This is a genomic window from Aliidiomarina maris (assembly GCF_003987335.1).
In the GTDB taxonomy this organism is placed as follows: domain Bacteria; phylum Pseudomonadota; class Gammaproteobacteria; order Enterobacterales; family Alteromonadaceae; genus Aliidiomarina; species Aliidiomarina maris.
In genome coordinates this window covers 60,658-77,924 of the sequence record NZ_PIPK01000009.1, presented here as the reverse complement: position 1 = coordinate 77,924, position 17,267 = coordinate 60,658, and the positions used below count along the sequence as shown (strand labels likewise).

General features: G+C 51.5%; 12 protein-coding genes. 4 read left to right on the top strand and 8 right to left on the bottom strand.

What is annotated here, in order from left to right; all coding sequences use genetic code 11:
- Nucleotides 1–53 precede the first annotated feature (53 nt).
- The gene (locus tag CWE07_RS10195; protein WP_111569777.1) at nt 54–2,126 is read left to right on the top strand and encodes a putative bifunctional diguanylate cyclase/phosphodiesterase; all 2,073 of its coding nucleotides are present in this window, start codon (nt 54–56) and stop codon (nt 2,124–2,126) included.
- A gap of 76 nt (nt 2,127–2,202) precedes the next feature.
- On the opposite strand, the gene hslU is transcribed toward CWE07_RS10195, so the two are convergent.
- From hslU to priA, 5 genes are all read right to left on the bottom strand, one after another.
- Nucleotides 2,203–3,546, bottom strand: coding sequence for an HslU--HslV peptidase ATPase subunit (gene hslU / locus CWE07_RS10190; RefSeq protein ID WP_111569778.1), 1,344 nt, complete (start codon nt 3,544–3,546; stop codon nt 2,203–2,205).
- A 23-nt stretch (nt 3,547–3,569) separates the two neighbouring features.
- Complete coding sequence (hslV, locus tag CWE07_RS10185; protein ID WP_111569779.1) at nt 3,570–4,121, bottom strand: ATP-dependent protease subunit HslV; 552 nt, start codon at nt 4,119–4,121, stop codon at nt 3,570–3,572.
- Between the two features lie 70 nt (nt 4,122–4,191).
- Complete coding sequence (locus tag CWE07_RS10180) at nt 4,192–4,818, bottom strand: SPOR domain-containing protein (protein ID WP_241974120.1); 627 nt, start codon at nt 4,816–4,818, stop codon at nt 4,192–4,194.
- A gap of 3 nt (nt 4,819–4,821) precedes the next feature.
- A complete protein-coding gene (gene argS, locus CWE07_RS10175) occupies nt 4,822–6,570 on the bottom strand; it encodes an arginine--tRNA ligase (protein WP_111569780.1) in 1,749 nt (582 codons plus the stop codon).
- A gap of 136 nt (nt 6,571–6,706) precedes the next feature.
- The gene (priA, locus tag CWE07_RS10170; RefSeq protein WP_275541016.1) at nt 6,707–8,881 is read right to left on the bottom strand and encodes a primosomal protein N'; all 2,175 of its coding nucleotides are present in this window, start codon (nt 8,879–8,881) and stop codon (nt 6,707–6,709) included.
- Nucleotides 8,882–9,240: 359 nt separating this feature from the next.
- Between priA and rpmE the strand changes: the two genes are divergently transcribed.
- Both rpmE and CWE07_RS10160 read left to right on the top strand, forming a co-directional pair.
- A complete protein-coding gene (gene rpmE, locus CWE07_RS10165) occupies nt 9,241–9,453 on the top strand; it encodes a 50S ribosomal protein L31 (RefSeq protein WP_111569781.1) in 213 nt (70 codons plus the stop codon).
- Between the two features lie 218 nt (nt 9,454–9,671).
- The gene (locus tag CWE07_RS10160; protein WP_111569782.1) at nt 9,672–10,919 is read left to right on the top strand and encodes a malic enzyme-like NAD(P)-binding protein; all 1,248 of its coding nucleotides are present in this window, start codon (nt 9,672–9,674) and stop codon (nt 10,917–10,919) included.
- 72 nt (nt 10,920–10,991) lie between these two features.
- Here the strand turns inward: CWE07_RS10160 and gloA are convergent, their stop codons facing one another.
- Together gloA and metJ are read right to left on the bottom strand one after the other, a co-directional pair.
- Complete coding sequence (gene gloA / locus CWE07_RS10155) at nt 10,992–11,564, bottom strand: lactoylglutathione lyase (protein WP_111569783.1); 573 nt, start codon at nt 11,562–11,564, stop codon at nt 10,992–10,994.
- Nucleotides 11,565–11,619: 55 nt separating this feature from the next.
- Complete coding sequence (metJ, locus tag CWE07_RS10150) at nt 11,620–11,952, bottom strand: met regulon transcriptional regulator MetJ (protein ID WP_111569784.1); 333 nt, start codon at nt 11,950–11,952, stop codon at nt 11,620–11,622.
- 152 nt (nt 11,953–12,104) lie between these two features.
- Between metJ and metL the strand changes: the two genes are divergently transcribed.
- A complete protein-coding gene (metL, locus tag CWE07_RS10145; protein WP_111569785.1) occupies nt 12,105–14,555 on the top strand; it encodes a bifunctional aspartate kinase/homoserine dehydrogenase II in 2,451 nt (816 codons plus the stop codon).
- A 57-nt stretch (nt 14,556–14,612) separates the two neighbouring features.
- On the opposite strand, the gene CWE07_RS10140 is transcribed toward metL, so the two are convergent.
- Nucleotides 14,613–17,177: a penicillin-binding protein 1A gene (locus tag CWE07_RS10140; RefSeq protein WP_111569786.1), complete on the bottom strand. Its 2,565-nt coding sequence runs from the start codon at nt 17,175–17,177 to the stop codon at nt 14,613–14,615.
- Nucleotides 17,178–17,267 lie beyond the last annotated feature (90 nt).

Sequence of the window (17,267 nt, the reverse complement as noted above, 5' to 3'; positions counted from 1 at the left end):
CGGCCTAAAGCCCTGTAGAGTAAAACCATACAAAATAATAACAATAAATTCTTATGGTATTTGAAAACGCAGCACTGGCGACAGTGAACTACGCGGCTTTGGCGTTGCTGCTTCTGGGCTTCGGGTTCTTATTACGCCACTATTTTAATTACTATCACCGGCCCTATTTACGGTTCTGGTCCTATGCCTCGTGGTATTTTGGTGCCAGCGCCGTATTTGCTGCTACCCGCAGTTATGCCCTTGGCAGCCAGCTCCTCGTCCCCGCATCGACCACCCTCAACCTGATCATCTTTTTACAACTCAGTTTGACCTACATTTCCCTCGCCCTGCTGTGCTTTGGGGTGTTCGACATTATGCGTGAGCAAGCGCCGCGCCAATCGCGGCGGCGGGCGGTATATGCGGGCGCGGTCTTGTTTGCTGGCGCTGGTTGGGCGCTCCAGGGACTGATGCCACAGGCACCTTGGGTGGTCGCCTTACGCGACACTTTAATGTTCCTTATCAGCGGCATGGTGCTGCTCAGCATTGGGGTTATTGTGCTCTACCAAGGGCGCAAGTCGATTGGTCCCCGCTTAATCAGCGTCGCGTTCGTGTTGTTAGGGCTCAAGAATATTGCGCTGGTGCATGCATCACTACTAAGCGCCAATATGGCTTTGAGTGAATTTGTCTGGTCGCTGCAAGGTATCTTTACCTTGGTATTCATCTCTATTGCAGCGGGCGGCATTATTATCTGGTTGCTCGAATCTGAGCGCCATCGCAGCTTCAAGGCCCAACAGCATGCGGCCTACTTAAACACCCATGACGCACTCACCGGCATGGAAAACCGCGAAGAACTGGTCAAAAAATTACCCAGCCTGATTGAACACAGCCGTACCCGCCAACGTCACCTGACCCTCATGGTGATTGGTTTAAACCGATTTAAAGCCATTAATGATTCACTCGGTATCCGCGGCGGTGACCGGGTGTTGATTGAAGTCAGCAAGCGCTTGCAACGTTTACGCCCAGCCCCGCTCACTGTGGCACGCATCAGTGGTGATGTCTTTATTGTCGCCTTTGATCACCTTAAGAAGCGCAGCTTAGTTGAGCAGCTAGGGCGCTCTATTCAGCAACGCATTCAGGATGACATGCTGATGGACAGTAAAACCGTGAAGCTTAGTTGTGCGGTGGGTATTGCCCGCTTTCCACAAAATTCGGTGTACGCTGACACCTTGTTAAGTAAAGCCAACATCGCGCTGAGCCAAGCCAAAGGCTCGAATTCTGACTCAGTCGTGTTTTACCAGCGCGGCATGGGCGCCGACTATATTCGCTTAATCGATATGGAGCCAGAATTACGCCAAGCGCTGGATAACGATGAGTTTATTCTGCATTTGCAACCCGTCTACACCGGTAGCTCAAAGCGGTTAAGTAGCTTTGAAGCATTGATTCGCTGGCAACACCCCAGTCGCGGTTTACTGCCGCCCAGTGAGTTTCTACCTTTTATTGAAGACTTAGGCTGGTCGATTGAACTAGACGATTGGGTGCTGGCCAAAACCGCGCACATTCTATCCACGTGGCGCCGCCAAGGCCTGAATACGTTGCCCATCGCAGTCAATATTTGCGCGCGGCATTTTCAAAACCCCGACCTTATCAGTAAGCTTAAACAGCTGTTTAGCCGCTATCAATTAAGCTACCAAGATATCGAGTTAGAAATTACCGAAAATGTCGCGATGACCGATATTCAGGCGGGGCTCAATGTATTGGCGCAGCTGCGCGAGCTTGGCATTCGCGTGTCGATTGATGACTTTGGTACCGGTTATTCGTCGCTGGCCTATTTACGCCGTTTACCAGTGGACAAAATCAAAATTGACCGTAGCTTTATTAGTGAGCTGTTGCGGGATGCGCACAATTCTGAAAATGTGATTGTACGCAGCTTGATTGAGCTCAGCCACGGCCTGCGCAAGCGTGTAGTGGCCGAGGGCGTGGAAACCCAAGAGCAGCTTAATTTGCTCAATGGCATGCGCTGTGATCAGGTTCAGGGTTACTTGTTAAGCCCGCCCGTGAATATTCAACTCGCGGCAGAACTCCTGAGCCACCATTGGCAACAACGCGACCAACGCGCACAGGGGAATCTGCGCCTGATTACTCCATAGCCCAATATCTTACTGCCCAGCGCGCATAAAAAAGGGGCCATGATTAAGGCCCCTCTGCGTAGCAGCGCTAAGGCAACTACAGAATAAAACGACTTAGGTCTTCGTCGTCGGCTAAAGCGTCTAAGTGCTTGTTCACGTACGCCGCGTCAATTGTCACACTGTCGCCGGACATTTCACTGGCGTTAAATGAAATTTCTTCCATCAAGCGCTCCAGCACCGTATGCAGGCGACGGGCACCAATGTTTTCGGTCTTTTCATTCACCTGCCAGGCAATCTGTGCAATCCGTTCAATACCATCTTCAGTGAACTTGATACCCACGCCTTCAGTTTGCATCAAAGCCTGATACTGCATGGTCAGTGACGCACTCGGCTCGGTTAAAATACGCACAAAGTCATGCGTGGTCAGGGCTTTGAGCTCAACCCGAATCGGCAAGCGCCCCTGTAACTCAGGAATTAGATCCGATGGCTTAGCCATTTGGAACGCGCCCGAAGCGATAAACAAAATATGGTCGGTCTTCACCATGCCATGTTTGGTATTGACGGTCGTGCCTTCAACCAGTGGCAGCAAGTCACGTTGTACACCCTCACGGGACACATCCGGGCCACTACTTTCACCGCGCTTACAAATCTTGTCGACTTCGTCTAAGAACACAATGCCGTTTTGCTCAACTGACTCTATCGCCTTTTCTTTGAGCTCTTCAGGGTTCAGCATTTTCGCCGCTTCTTCTTCCACCAGCTGCTTCAATGCGTCCTTAATTTTGACTTTGCGCTTCTTAGTTTTGCCACCCGACATGTTTTGGAACATGTTCTGCAACTGCGACGTCATTTCTTCCATCCCAGGAGGCGCCATAATTTCCACACCCATTTGCGGCATAGCTAAGTCGATTTCGATTTCTTTATCGTCCAATTGACCTTCGCGCAATTTTTTACGAAACGCTTGGCGCGTCGCTGAATTGTCTTCCGGCTTTTGCTCTTCCTCGTCATCGCCCCAACTCGACTTGCGCGCTTTTGGCAACAGCGCATCTAAAATACGCTCTTCTGCGGCATCTTCTGCACGATAGCGCACGCGGGCCATTTCCTGCTCACGTACTTGCTTGACGGCGGTGTCGGTCAAATCGCGAATAATCGATTCAATTTCCTTACCCACATAGCCCACTTCAGTAAACTTAGTCGCTTCAACTTTAATAAAAGGGGCATTCGCGAGCTTGGCTAAGCGACGCGCGATCTCAGTTTTGCCCACGCCCGTTGGGCCAATCATTAAGATATTTTTGGGGGTCACTTCATGACGCAACTCATCATCTAGCTGCATGCGGCGCCAGCGGTTGCGTAAAGCAACCGAAACCGCACGCTTAGCGTCGTCCTGACCAATAATAAAACGATTCAATTCATCAACAATTTCACGCGGTGTCATATTTGACATGCAATACTCCTACGCTAAGCGTATTAAGACGGGTCGCTGTTCTTGGCAGGCTCGGCATCAAGAACTTCTAAGGTTTGGAAGCGGTTGGTATACACGCAGATGTCGCCCGCAATACTGAGGGCTTTTTCAGTGATCTCCGGCGCAGATAAGTCGGTATTTTCCAACAAGGCACGCGCCGCAGCTTGCGCATAAGGGCCGCCTGAACCGATTGCAATTAAATCGTCTTCGGGCTGCACCACGTCGCCGTTACCGGTGATAATTAATGAGGTAGTTTTGTCTGCCACAGCCAACAACGCTTCTAGTTTGCGCAGGGCTCGGTCGGTGCGCCATTCTTTGGCTAGCTCAACCGCGGCTCGGGTCAGATGGCCTTGGTACATTTCGAGCTTAGCTTCAAAACGCTCGAACAGGGTGAAGGCATCGGCGGTGCCGCCAGCGAAACCAGCGAGCACCTGATTATTATAAAGGCGGCGAACTTTGCGGGCATTGCCTTTCATTACGGTGTTGCCCAGTGATACTTGACCGTCGCCGCCAATCGCTACTTTATCTTTGCGACGTACCGAAACTATCGTCGTCATAATCCATCCTCTCTCTTAGGGTTGCTTAAGAGATAGGGATGAATGGCTAAAAAATCAATAGCGCGACTAATTAATCCAGGTTCCAGTACCAGATTTGACAACCATGGATGTTATTCCGGCGCAACTGGTTGTTCACGGTTTGCGCCGGGCGCAGGCCGTCAAACGGGCCCAAAATCACTCGGAACCAAACGCCATGCTGACTGCTTTCCGTGCGCCGCACCTGCGACTCGTAACCCGCCATCGCAATGCGGGCGCGTAATTCCTGGGCATCGCCTTCACGACGAAATGAACCACACTGCATTAACCGCCGACGCGCTTCTTCCCGTTCTGGCACTGCGACCTCAACCGTATGGTTTTCCAGCTCTTGGATATATTGCCAACGCTCTTGCGGTGCATCAGGCAATGCATCCAAAGTCGCTTGGGGTGCCGCTTGTTGGGCGCTTGGTTGGGTTTGCGTCTGCTCAGTGAAAATTATCGGGCTATCTGGCCCTTTAGGCTCTTGGCCTTTTTTCAGCCACACTAAGCCCAACACAAACAAAGCCACAATCGCCACCGCCAGCGCTAACACCCGCAATGGCGGTTTATTCGCTGGCGGTTTGCCACGCCCACGCGCCGCGCCAGAGCGCGGCTTGGTCGTGCGCCGTTGCGGGCTCTTGCGCTTCGGCTTGGGCTTTTTGTCTGCGTAATCCACTGGCATCGCTTACATCCGCTTTAATACTGGAATACCCAGTAATGCTAAACCTTGCTCAAGGGTACGTGCGGTCAATGCTGCCAACTTCAAGCGACTGGCTTTAAGCGCCTCATCGTCACTATTCAAGATAGGGCAAGCTTCGTAAAACGAAGAAAACGCACCCGCTAACTCAAACAAGTAACCACATAAGAAATGCGGCATGCCTTTATTGGCAACGCTGGTAATAATTTCAGGGAACTGCGCAAGCTTATTTGCCAGGTTGGTGTCTTGCTCGGTACTGAGGGTAATAGCGCCTTCGACGTCACCCATAGTCAAACCAGCCTTTTGGAACATGCTGTTCACACGGGTGTAAGCGTACAGCAGGTAAGGCGCAGTATTGCCTTCAAAGCTAATCATAGTGTCCCAATCGAACACATAATCGCTGGTACGGTTCTTTGATAAATCCGCATACTTGACCGCAGCAATGCCGACTACAGATGCAATATGCGCCTGCTCTTCAGCACTTAAATCAGTATTTTTACTGGCGATGAGATCGCCTGCGCGGCGCTCAGCCTCACTCAATAAATCTGCCAGCTTAGTCACCCCACCGTCGCGGCTTTTAAACGGACGATTGTCTTTACCCAACACGACACCGAAGCCCATGTGCTCCATGCTCATGCTTGCAGGCACCAACCCAGCTTTGCGGGCGAGGGTAAAAATTTGGTTAAAGTGCAAGGCCTGACGGGCATCGACTACGTAAATAGCACGATCTGCATGCAGTTTCTCGGCGCGGTAACGTGCAGCTGCCAAATCGGTCGTGGCATACAAGAAGCCGCCATCTTTTTTCTGCACAATAATTGGTAACGGCTCACCCTCTTTACCGGTAAACTCGTCTAAAAATACGCATTGAGCGCCTTGGTCTTCAACCAACAAGCCTTTGTCGCGCAATAAAGCCACAATGCCATGCAGTTCGTCGTTATAGGCACTTTCAGCCATCACGTCGTCACGGGTTAGCTTCACGCCCAAGCGGTCGTAGACTTCCTGGCAATGGGCCAATGAAATATCAATAAACTGGCGCCAAAGGTTCAGGCAGTATGCATCACCGCCTTGCAGTTTTACCACTAAAGCGCGGGCACGGTCGGCAAACTCAGGCTCGGCGTCAAAGCGCTTTTTAGCCGCTTTGTAGAAGGTTTCTAAATCCGATAACTGTAGCGCCACGTCAGCTGATTCTTTTTGCACGTCTTCCATGTGCGCCAATAGCATACCAAATTGGGTACCCCAGTCACCGACGTGGTTTTGGCGAATCACTTGGTGGCCTTGCAGCTCAAGGGTGCGCGCAATGGCGTCGCCAATAATAGTTGAGCGTAAGTGACCCACGTGCATTTCTTTCGCAAGGTTAGGTGACGAGTAGTCAATAACGATAGTTTGCGCATCAACGCTACTGCCCACACCAAGGCGCGGATCATGAAATGCCTGCTCTAACTGATCGATAATTCGTTGGTGGTTGACGCGAATATTAATAAACCCAGGGCCGGCAATGTCACAGCCAGCAATCACATCATTAGCTGGAATCGCATCAATGATCAGTTGCGCCAGCTCACGTGGGCTTTTCTTTGCTGGTTTGGCTAACATCATCGCGAGGTTGCTCGCGAAATCCCCGTGGCTTTTGTCGCGCGGACGGTCCAACTGGATACGTGGCGCGGCATCGTCACTCAAGACGCCCTGTTCTTTTAAGCCATCAACGGCAGCGTGCAAAAGGACTTCAATTTGCTGTTTCATAGCAGCTTACAACCTCAACAATAATCAATGTGGTACACCTGAACGCAGGCAAAATTTAAGCCGCTTAGTGTAATCCTTACGCAGGTCAAAAAAAACCTGCGCGCGCAAATATCTTGTGACCAAAACGTAAAGTCGACTAAGTGAAGTCTTGTGGGTCAATATCCAGTGACCAACGCGCTTTGCGCCCTTGCGGCAGCGCTTCTAGTTCACTGCGCTTTGCTCGTAAGTGCTGGTGCAATGCCTGTCGTGACGCACTGTGCAACAGTAACTGAAACCGGAAACGCCCGGCTTTACGTGCCATCGGCGCGCTCATCGGGCCTAACACAATCACCTCAGAGCTTCCTTGCAGCGTATTTGCCATGGCTTGTAACAGCTGCTCGGCGTCTTGGGCTTGCGTCGCCTCACTGCGGATCAGCGCCATGCTGGCCGCAGGCGGCAACATAGCTAACTTGCGTTCAGCAAGTGCGCTGCGGGCAAAGTCGTGGTAACCATTATTGACCAGCTCTTGTAGTAAAGGATGTTCAGGGTGGTGTGTTTGCAGCACCACCACGCCAGGCTTGCTCGCACGCCCAGCGCGACCAGCCACTTGGGTATATAGCTGACCTAAGCGCTCAGCCGCCCGAAAGTCACTGCTATAAAGAGCGCCATCGACATCCAGTAACGCAACCAGGGTGACGTCTGGGAAATGGTGGCCTTTGGCCAGCATTTGGGTGCCAATAAGAATCGGAAATTCGCCGCTCGCAGCGGACTCTAAATGCGCCGCGAGTTGGCCTTTACGCCGGGTGCTATCGCGGTCGATTCGTAGCACCGGATACTCAGGTAACAATTGGCCTAGGGCTTCTTCTAATTGTTCCGTGCCTAAACCTTGGGTAATTAATTGTGAACTGCCACAGGCATGGCACTGGTGCGGAATACTGCGTTCAGCGCCGCAATGGTGGCACTGTAAATTGCGCGCTTGCTGATGCACGGTAAAAGGATGCTCGCAGCGCGCACATTGGCCCACCCAGCCGCATTCATGGCAAATCAGCGCACTGGCAAAACCGCGTCGGTTCAAAAATAGCAGTACTTGGTTACCCGCCGCTAAATGCTGCTGCATGTGCGCCAACAAAGGTTCGCTTAACCCATGTTGTAAGCGGACTTGTTTGAGGTCGATAACCTTGTGGCGCGCCAACTGTGCTTGACCAGCACGCTGGCTTAACTGCACATGGTGGTAACGCTTCGCTTCCACATTGGCTAAGGTTTCTAAAGAAGGCGTTGCGGTGCCAAGTAATAACGGCACCCGTTGTGCGTGCGCTCGCTTGACTGCGAGGTCGCGCGCGCTGTAACGAAAGCCGTCTTGCTGCTTAAACGACAAGTCGTGCTCTTCGTCAATAATTAACATGCCAAGCTGCGGGCAGGGGGTAAATATTGCCGATCGCGTACCAATAATAATTGCTGCTTGATTGTCGCGGCCATGCAGCCAGCCCTGCAAGCGCTCACTTTCGCTCAAACCCGAATGCAGCGCCACAATAGGTACATCAAAACGGTCATTAAAACGTGCCACCGTTTGTGGCGTCAGGCCGATTTCTGGCACTAACACCAGAACCTGCTTGCCGGCCTCCAATACGGGTGCCATGGCTTGCAAATACACTTCCGTTTTACCACTGCCGGTCACGCCTTCGAGCAGCCACACACTACCTTCTGCGCGCTCACTGGCTTGTTTGAGTGCGGCAACGGCCACGGCTTGCTCTTGGTTTAACTGGTGACCTTGCTGTGCTTGCTGATACGCCCACGGTTGCAGCTGTGGCAATGCATCGACAGACGTTATTATGGCTTTGTCTTGCAGCGCGCGAATCGCACTTGGGCTGATATCTTGCTCACGCAGCTCACTCGGCGTCAGGCTGCGTTGCTGCAGTAATTGCAATAAACGCCACTGCTGCGGGGCCCGCTTAAAGTCTTCAGCCTGGGCTTGCGCACCTTGTTCAGTCATCTGGTAACGGCGAATTGCTTGATAGGACGCTTGCTCACCCTTGCGTAAGGCCGCCGGTGCCGCGTGCATGAGTACTTCGCCAAGGGGGTGATGGTAATACTGTGCAGCAAAATGCAGTAAATCCCATAATACCGAATCAAATAATGGCTGTTCGTCGAGTACCGCATCGACGGCTTTGAGTTTGCTAAGCGCAATATCCGGTTCAACCCCAACCGCGACTATCATGCCGACTAAATCGCGGTTAGCAAAAGACACCCGCACCCGCGCGCCAACACAAGCAGGGCCTGTACATATATAATCAAAGCTGCGGTGCATGGGCACTGGCAAGGCCACGCGCACCACTTGAGTGGCCTGCAAAGCATCGTGCTGTGGCTGATGGTGCTGTGGCTGATCGTGCTGTGGCTGGGAATGCGACTGACTCACTTCAATTCCTTTCGCAATAGATCTGGTGCAAGTGACTTAGTTATACCATGCGTTGATAGGTTATGATGCCACAAGCAGATGCGAAATAAGCGCACATTTCGCGGTTGGCGTTGATAACCCCACGCAATACCGTCCGCACCCGTATTTTAACCGCCGTCAGCTATTGATCATTTAACCGCAACAAGGTAAAATCCGCCGCTCTTTTAACCAAGCTAGTTGCGCATGGTGTTCGTGGAAAGCACGGATGGCGATGCGGCCCAAATTATGAGGTAACCCCCATGAAAGAAGGTATTCATCCTAAGTACGAAGCCATCAAGGTAACTTGCTCTTGTGGCCATAGCTTTGAAACTCGCTCTACGCGCACTGAAGATTTGCACTTAGACGTATGTTCAGAGTGCCACCCGTTCTACACCGGTAAGCAGAAAGTTCTGGATACTGGCGGACGTGTTGACCGCTTCAAGAAGCGTTTTGGTGCCCTTAAGTCTAAGTAATTACTTAGCTTCTAAGCACTCGCTTCAACAAAAAAAGGTTGCTTCGGCAGCCTTTTTTTGTGCCTCAAGTACCGCGCTGACTGCCAGCATTCAGGTAAGATGTGTTTGTTGCGCCAGAGCGACTACACTAAACCCTAGCAAGGTGTTTTCTCCGCTCACCGATGATGACTTTCCATTCCATATAAAGCACTGGGCATTAAACAATAGAGGCGCTATTCATGACCGATTTTCGGCAACAAGCTTTGGATTACCACGAATTCCCTACCCCTGGCAAAATTAGCATTGAGCTGACTAAACCTGCTGCCACCAGCAAAGACCTCGCATTAGCCTATAGCCCTGGAGTCGCTGAACCTGTGCGAGCGATTGCAGAGAACCCCGACGATGTGTATCGGTACACCGCGAAGGGCAACATGGTCGCGGTGATCAGTAACGGCACCGCTATTTTAGGTTTGGGCAACTTAGGGCCGCTGGCCTCAAAACCAGTAATGGAAGGTAAAGCCTTGCTGTTCAAACGCTTCGCTGGTCTGGATTCTATCGATATCGAAGTCAAGCACCGTACCACCCAAGATTTCATCAACACCGTTGCCAACATTGCCGATACCTTTGGTGGCATTAATTTAGAGGATATCAAAGCGCCTGAATGCTTCGAAATTGAGCAGGCTTTGATTGAGCGCTGTAACGTGCCTGTGTTTCACGACGACCAGCATGGCACTGCGATTGTCACCGCTGCAGGCTTACTCAATGCCCTGGAAATTCGCGAAAAAGACCTGAGCACTGCGCGCATTGTATGTATGGGAGCGGGTGCCGCTGCTATCGCGTGCATGGAGCTGCTGATTAAATGCGGGGCGCAGCGAGAAAATATTTATATGCTGGATTCCAAAGGCGTTATCCACACACGGCGTGACGACCTGAACCAATACAAGCAATTATTCGCCAATAACACCGATAAGCGCACACTTCAGCAGGTTATTACCGGCGCTGACGTGTTTATTGGGGTGTCAGGCCCAGATTTACTTGGAGCCGACGACTTAGCCTTGATGGCAGACAACCCTGTCGTGTTCGCCTGTTCCAACCCAGACCCGGAAATCCGTCCTGAACTGGCTAAAGCCACCCGCAGTGATGTAATTATTGCCACAGGTCGTTCGGACTACCCGAACCAAGTTAACAACGTATTATGCTTCCCATTTATCTTCCGGGGTGCCTTGGACGTGCGTGCCAGTGCGATTAATGATGAAATGAAACTCGCCGCCGTCGACGCCATTCGTCAATTGGCGAAAGAGCCGGTGAGCGCGGAAGTGATTCAAGCCGCGGGGGCCGATTCTTTGGAATTTGGCCCTGACTATATTATTCCAAAGCCGATTGACCCGCGTTTGTGTAGCCGAGTCGCGCGCGCGGTAGCCATGGCGGCGGTCGAAAGTGGCGTGGCTCGCATCGAATTGCCTGCCAACTATATGCAAGACGCATAAAATATAAGCCCCGCCGATGTACGCAACGGCGGGGCTTTATTTTAACGCTCAGTTTTAAACGCGTCGCAACCCTTAACGCTGGTCTTGATCCGAACCTAAGTGCTCGCTTAAACCTTGCTCCAGATTCTCCGGTGAGAAAATTTCAATCCAATACCCATCGGGGTCTTGAATGAACGCAATATTATTCATTTTGCCATCTTCAGGACGTTTCACATAGGTCACGCCAAGGCTGTCGAAGCGCGCACACGCAGCAGCTAAATCAGGCACCGCGAAACCGATGTGACCAAAACCTTTCGGCTCGCTGTTACCATTGTGGTAATTCACCTCAGCTTTGTCTTTATCACCCCAGTTATACGTCAGCTCCAACATAGCAGGACGACCAAAAGTTTGCGCTAAACGCTCACCATCGTCTTTAGACCACTGTTCAAGTTGGCTATCTGGAATCGCCGCAAGAAAGTACAAGGTGAACTCCATCTTCGGAAATGGCAGCTTCTTAACTAAAGTCATGCCCAGCACGCGAGTGTAAAAGTCTAACGTACGTTCAGGGTCTTTAATGCGCAGCATGGTTTGGTTAAACACATACGCATTGGTCGCGGTATCACGGGCTTCACATAGCCCAGGCGCAGTTTCAAAATGGCGGCTCATAGTCACTCCTCAATGTCACTCCAGAATGCGAAAATTGATGTATACGTTGCTTTGATTACTCGTCGTCACCACCATACAGATCATCAGGCCCGATTTCGATGCCGCGCTCAGCCAAGATATTGCGCACTTCCAGTGGAATCTTATGCGGGTTGTCTTTGCGTAAATCGTCATCTGTCGGCAACGGCTGGCCAGTAAAGGCATGCAAAAACGCTTCGCAAAGGAGTTCACTATTTGTCGCATGACGCAAATTATTGACTTGGCGGCGTGTGCGCTCGTCGGTTAGAACCTTAAGCACCCGAGTCGGAATCGAGACGGTTACTTTCTTCACCTGTTCGCTTTTTTTACCGTGTTCAGCGTATGGGTAAATGTACTCACCGTTCCATTGCATGGGGTTAACCTCATCTAGTTATAAGCTTATGACTGGGTAATTATCGCTTTTTTTAACCAATATAGCCATCTAAACTTCTATTTAACTTTAGCTTTGGGTATGCTTTCGCCTAATATTAAACGTTGAACCCATAGTTTGAGTGAGCGCAGTACATGACCGATACATCACCGGCTAGCCAAGCCGTGACAGAAGAACGAATTTCCGCCATTGCCGATCAAGTTCAGGTGCATAAGTTTGGCGGCAGTAGCCTAGCCGACGCCTATTGCTACCGTCGTGTTGCACGCATTGTCACAGAATATGCTGGTGCCAGTGATTTGGTCGTGGTGTCTGCCGCAGGTGACACCACCAACCGTATTCTTGCCATTATCGACGCTCGTTTAAGTCAGCCTGAATACGCTGCCACCTTGTTACAGTCGTTGAAAAGTTACCAGCAAGGTTTAATTGAGGAGTTGCTTTCGGGTCGCAATTTAGATGACGTGTTAGGTAAATCTGACACCGATTTCGAACGTCTGCAGCGCTGGCTAATTGGCCAAGAAGATATTCCAAGTGCTGAACTATGTGCATACGGTGAGTTGTGGTCGTCGCGCTTACTTGCGTCGTTGCTGCAAAAACAAGGGACGCGAGCGGATTATATCGACAGCCGCACATTCCTATCCGCCAAAGATGCTGCCGAGCCGGTCATAGACATCGCACCAAGCCGTGAAGCCCTGATTAAACGCATTGCTCCCCATGCTGGCACCCGATTTATTGTCACCGGCTTTATTTGTGCTGAATCGGGTACTGGCCGCACCTTACTGTTGGGGCGCAATGGTAGCGACTATTCAGCCACCTTGATCGGCAGCTTAATTGACGTGCGCCAAGTGACGATTTGGAAAGATGTTGCTGGGGTGTATTCAGCCGACCCGCGTAAAGTCGAGCGCGTGGTGAGCTTACCGAGCTTAGATTGGTCAGAAGCGGAAGAATTGGCGCGCTTGGGTAGCCCTGTACTGCACCCGCGTACTTTCCAACCCGTCAATCGCGAGCGCATGATTATCAATGTGCGTTCGAGCTTAAAAGTTGAGAACCAGCAAACCCGGATTGGTCAGTACGACTTCACTGAGTCAAAAGCCAAAGTGCTGACTTCACTGTCTGAGGTGGTGCTGTTCAGTATTGCACTGGATAAGCCGCAGGTGATTGCTAACTTCGAGTCGATGAACTTAACCCCGTTGGTGAGCTGGACGGAAGGCGAACCCGCCGAGAAATTCTATGCGTTTCACCAAAATCATTTGGAGTACATTCAGAAATGGCTCACCGAGCAAGACGCTGACCACGCAGTACATGCGGTCAGCGGCTACAGCATGGTGGCGTTAGTTGGTGCGCGGATTGCTGAAAGTGAGCAGTACGGTGTGCTCAAGCGTGAAATTGAAGAGCAGCAGTTGCGCCGCTTTATGGTGGCTGACAATAAAAATTCAGCCATCGCGATTCTGGGTCAACGCCTTGATCAGCGCTTACTCAACCGCTTGCATAGCTTGTTGTTCACCTTCCGTAAGAGCATCGGCATTTTGGTCGTTGGCCGCGGTAACATCGGTAGCCAGTGGCTGGATATGTTCCGTCAGCAACGCGACCGCCTGAATGAAAATGTGGATGTGCGGATTATGGGGATCGCCAACTCGACCCGCTTGTGGCTTGATTACAGCGGCGTTGACCTACAAGACTGGCAGGACAATTTTGAGCGCTTAGCGCGCCCCTATGTACTGACCGAGTTATTGCGCGAATTACCCAATGCGCCTTGTGACGAGCTGGTGGTGATGGACTTAACCGATGCGCGTGAAGTCGCTCGCTTATACCCAAGCTTCTTCGCCAATGGCATGCACATTATTGGTGCCAATAAACGTGCAGGCGCAGCGCAAGAATCGCTTTACCGTGAGATTCGCACTATTCAACATGAATACAAGCGTGAGTGGTTATACAACACCACCGTAGGTGCAGGCTTGCCGCTCAACTACGCGATTAATGACCTGATGCGCTCTGGCGACAATATCCGCAGTATCGCGGGTATTTTCTCAGGCACCATGAGTTGGCTATTTGAAAAGTTTGACGGCAAGGTGAAGTTTAGCGACTTGGTGCGTGAAGCCAAAAGTATTGGCTTGACTGAGCCGGACCCACGCGAAGATTTATCGTGCCACGACATCGTGCGCAAACTGTTGATTATTGCCCGCGACATCGGTGCGCAGCTTGACTGGCAAGACGTTGAAGTAAGTGGCTTGGTGCCTTGGCAATTACAGCAAGTCAGCTTAGATGAATTCTGGGAGCGTATTGAAGAGCTTGACGAACCCATGCAGGCATTATGGGAAGAAGCGCAGCAAGAAGGCAAAGTCCCGCGATTAATGGCGAATTTCTCGGTAGATGAATCGCGCAGCTATGCACGCGTTGGTATCGAATTTATTGCCGAGGGCGACATGCTTGCGAATTTAATCCCAGGTGAAAATATCTTCGTGATTCATAGTGACTGGTATCAGGAAATGCCGCTGGTGATTTCTGGCCCAGGCGCAGGTCGCGCAGTGACCGCAGGCGGCGTGCAATCCGACTTGCACCAGCTATTATCCCGATTGGCAACCGCATAACCCGAGCGTTACACGCCACGGCCTCGTTAATGGGGTCGTGGCGTTGGTTCTACGGTACTATTGAAACAGCTCGTCGTCGTTGTCTTCAAATAAACGAGGAGAATTGTCTTGGGTATCCACGAACTCCGTCGGCTCAGTCCCGCTGACAAAGTATTCAAACAAGCTGGTATAGCCAGACGTATTGCTCAACTTGCCAGTTTCATCATCTATCCGCACTGATACTACATTTGGCGGAAGTTCAAAAGGTTCTGTAGAAAAGTCACCAATCACCGCTTGCATAAAACTAAGCCAGCCTGGCAAAGCCGTCGTGGCACCTGCTTCAGACCCCACAATCGGCTGCCGATCGCGGCCTAAATTGCTGTTCAAGGTAACACTGCCAAGGGCGTTCTCTAGGTTATCGAAGCCGACCCAAGTGGTGGTGACAAAGCCAGTGCCGTAACCGACGAACCAAGCGTCTTTCACGTCATTGGTGGTACCGGTTTTACCAGCAATATTACGGTTGCGTAACGACTGCGCGCGCCAACCTGTGCCGTTCCAACCAGTTTGATTCGCCCAGCTGCCGCCACCCCAAATCGTCGAGGTTAATCCGTCACTGATCAAAAATGCAGTTTGCTCACTCAATACCCGTGGTGCCTGGGGCAATTCATGCTCCCACCAGTCTTCATATAGCTCCTGCAAACGGCAATCTGCGCAGGTGTAGGCAGGCGATGCCATTTCAATCACATCACCATGCAAGCTCTCAATACGGGCTATAAAGTGAGGGTCGACTAAATAGCCGCCATTTGCGAATACCGCAAATCCACGTGTCAGTTCGAGCGGCGTAAATGAGGCCGAACCGAGCGACAGCGACTCGTTACGCGGGATATCTTGTTCCGCGAAGCCAAAGCGCTGCATAAACTCAGCGGTTTTATCCACCCCGACAGAGCGAATGAGACGCACCGATACCACGTTTTTGGAACGTGCCAACGCTTTACGTAAACGGATGGGACCGTCATAGACTTCAGGCGAGTTACGCGGGCGCCATGCCGAACCCGAGCCTGGGTTCCACTGCGTAATTGGCGCATCATTCATAATCGTCGCCAAGGTATAGCCATCTTCAATCGCCGCCGCATAAATGAAAGGTTTAATCGTTGAGCCAACCTGGCGTTTAGCTTGTGTAGCGCGATTATACTGGCTCATTTGGAAACTGTAGCCACCGACCACTGCCGCTAACGCACCATTGTGTGGGTGCATGGTCACCATGGCAGAGCTCGGGCCCGGAATTTGGGCTAACTTAAAGTCGCTCTCATCACTTTCGCGACGCACCCAGATATGGTCACCTGCGGTAAGAATATCGCTTGCTCGCTGCGGTGGAGCACCCTGATTACGCTCATCAATATACGGCCGAGCCCAGTCCATCGCCGACCAGTTTAGGGTTACTTGCTGGCCTCCGCGCACAATAACGTCTGCCTCGCGTTCACCAACTCGGGTCACCACCGCAGGGCGCAGCGGACCATATACAGGCTGACGGCTCAAATATTCACTGATTTCAGCGCTGGTCCATGGCTGATTTCCACGTGCTTCTGGAATCGCCATGGTGTCTGGGTTCAATAAGCCAGAGCGTACATCACTGGTATCGCGCACACCTTCAAAGTTGCGCAAATCGCCCCATAAGCGGTTAACCGGACCGCGATAGCCGTGGCGCTCATCATACGCATGCAAATTCTCGCGCAGCGCACGTTCAGCAGCCAACTGGTGCTCAGAATGGACCGTGGTATAAACACGATACCCGCCGGTGTAGGCCTCATCTGCCCCAAACCGCTCGACCATCTCATTACGAACCATCTCCGCTAAATAGGGTGCTGATACCTCAATCGTCGCGCCATGCAAACGTGCGGTCACTGGGGCGTCAAACGCAACTTGATACTCTTCTTGGGTAATAAACCCTTCATCAAGCATACGACGCAGTACCACGCGACGTCTTTCAACCGAAGCCTGGGGGTTTGAAATTGGGTTTAAAATTGACGGGCCTTTCGGCAAACCCGCGATGGTCGCTATTTCAGCCAGCGTCAGTTCATGCAATTCACGTCCGTAGTAAACCTCTGCCGCAGCGCCAACGCCGTAAGCACGTTGACCCAAAGCAAGTTTATTTAAATACAGCTCAAGAATTTCGTCTTTGGTGAGTAGTTCTTCAATATGCAGCGCGATAAAAGCTTCTTTGATCTTGCGCATCCACGCCCGTTCGCGGGTTAAAAAGAAGTTTCGCGCCAACTGCATGGTAATGGTACTCGCACCTTCGCGAATTTCACCTGTGGTCACCAATACCGACGCTGCACGTGCGACACCAATGGGGTCAATGCCAAAGTGGTCATAAAAACGGCTGTCTTCGGTGGCAAGAATGGCGTCAATCAACTGCTGCGGAATTTCATCCAGCGTTTTTGGGGTGCGGCGCTGCTCACCAAATTGAGAGATAAGTTTGCCATCGGCGGTAAACACCTGCATTGGAACCTGCAAGCGCACGTCGCGTAAGGTTTCAACGCTGGGCAATTCAGGTTTCACATAGTAGTACAGTGCGACAACACTGCCCACTGCAAGCAGTGTCATCGTTGCAATGGTGATCAGCAGGTATTTTATAAATTTCAAGAAAGGCCCCATAACGGCAGAGATGAATCGAACAGCGTCGTAGTATACGGATTTTTCGCGCTAATTTTAACCAATTTCGCATTTTGCGTG

Excerpts from the sequence above, each read along its gene's own strand:
- gloA (WP_111569783.1), bottom strand. The coding sequence starts at position 11,564 with ATGAGCCGCCATTTTGAAACTGCGCCTGGGCTATGTGAAGCCCGTGAT.
- CWE07_RS10180 (WP_241974120.1), bottom strand. The coding sequence starts at position 4,818 with ATGCCAGTGGATTACGCAGACAAAAAGCCCAAGCCGAAGCGCAAGAGC.
- metJ (WP_111569784.1), bottom strand. The coding sequence starts at position 11,952 with ATGCAATGGAACGGTGAGTACATTTACCCATACGCTGAACACGGTAAA.
- argS (WP_111569780.1), bottom strand. The coding sequence starts at position 6,570 with ATGAAACAGCAAATTGAAGTCCTTTTGCACGCTGCCGTTGATGGCTTA.
- rpmE (WP_111569781.1), top strand. The coding sequence starts at position 9,241 with ATGAAAGAAGGTATTCATCCTAAGTACGAAGCCATCAAGGTAACTTGC.
- metL (WP_111569785.1), top strand. The coding sequence starts at position 12,105 with ATGACCGATACATCACCGGCTAGCCAAGCCGTGACAGAAGAACGAATT.
- hslU (WP_111569778.1), bottom strand. The coding sequence starts at position 3,546 with ATGTCAAATATGACACCGCGTGAAATTGTTGATGAATTGAATCGTTTT.
- CWE07_RS10160 (WP_111569782.1), top strand. The coding sequence starts at position 9,672 with ATGACCGATTTTCGGCAACAAGCTTTGGATTACCACGAATTCCCTACC.
- CWE07_RS10195 (WP_111569777.1), top strand. The coding sequence starts at position 54 with ATGGTATTTGAAAACGCAGCACTGGCGACAGTGAACTACGCGGCTTTG.
- hslV (WP_111569779.1), bottom strand. The coding sequence starts at position 4,121 with ATGACGACGATAGTTTCGGTACGTCGCAAAGATAAAGTAGCGATTGGC.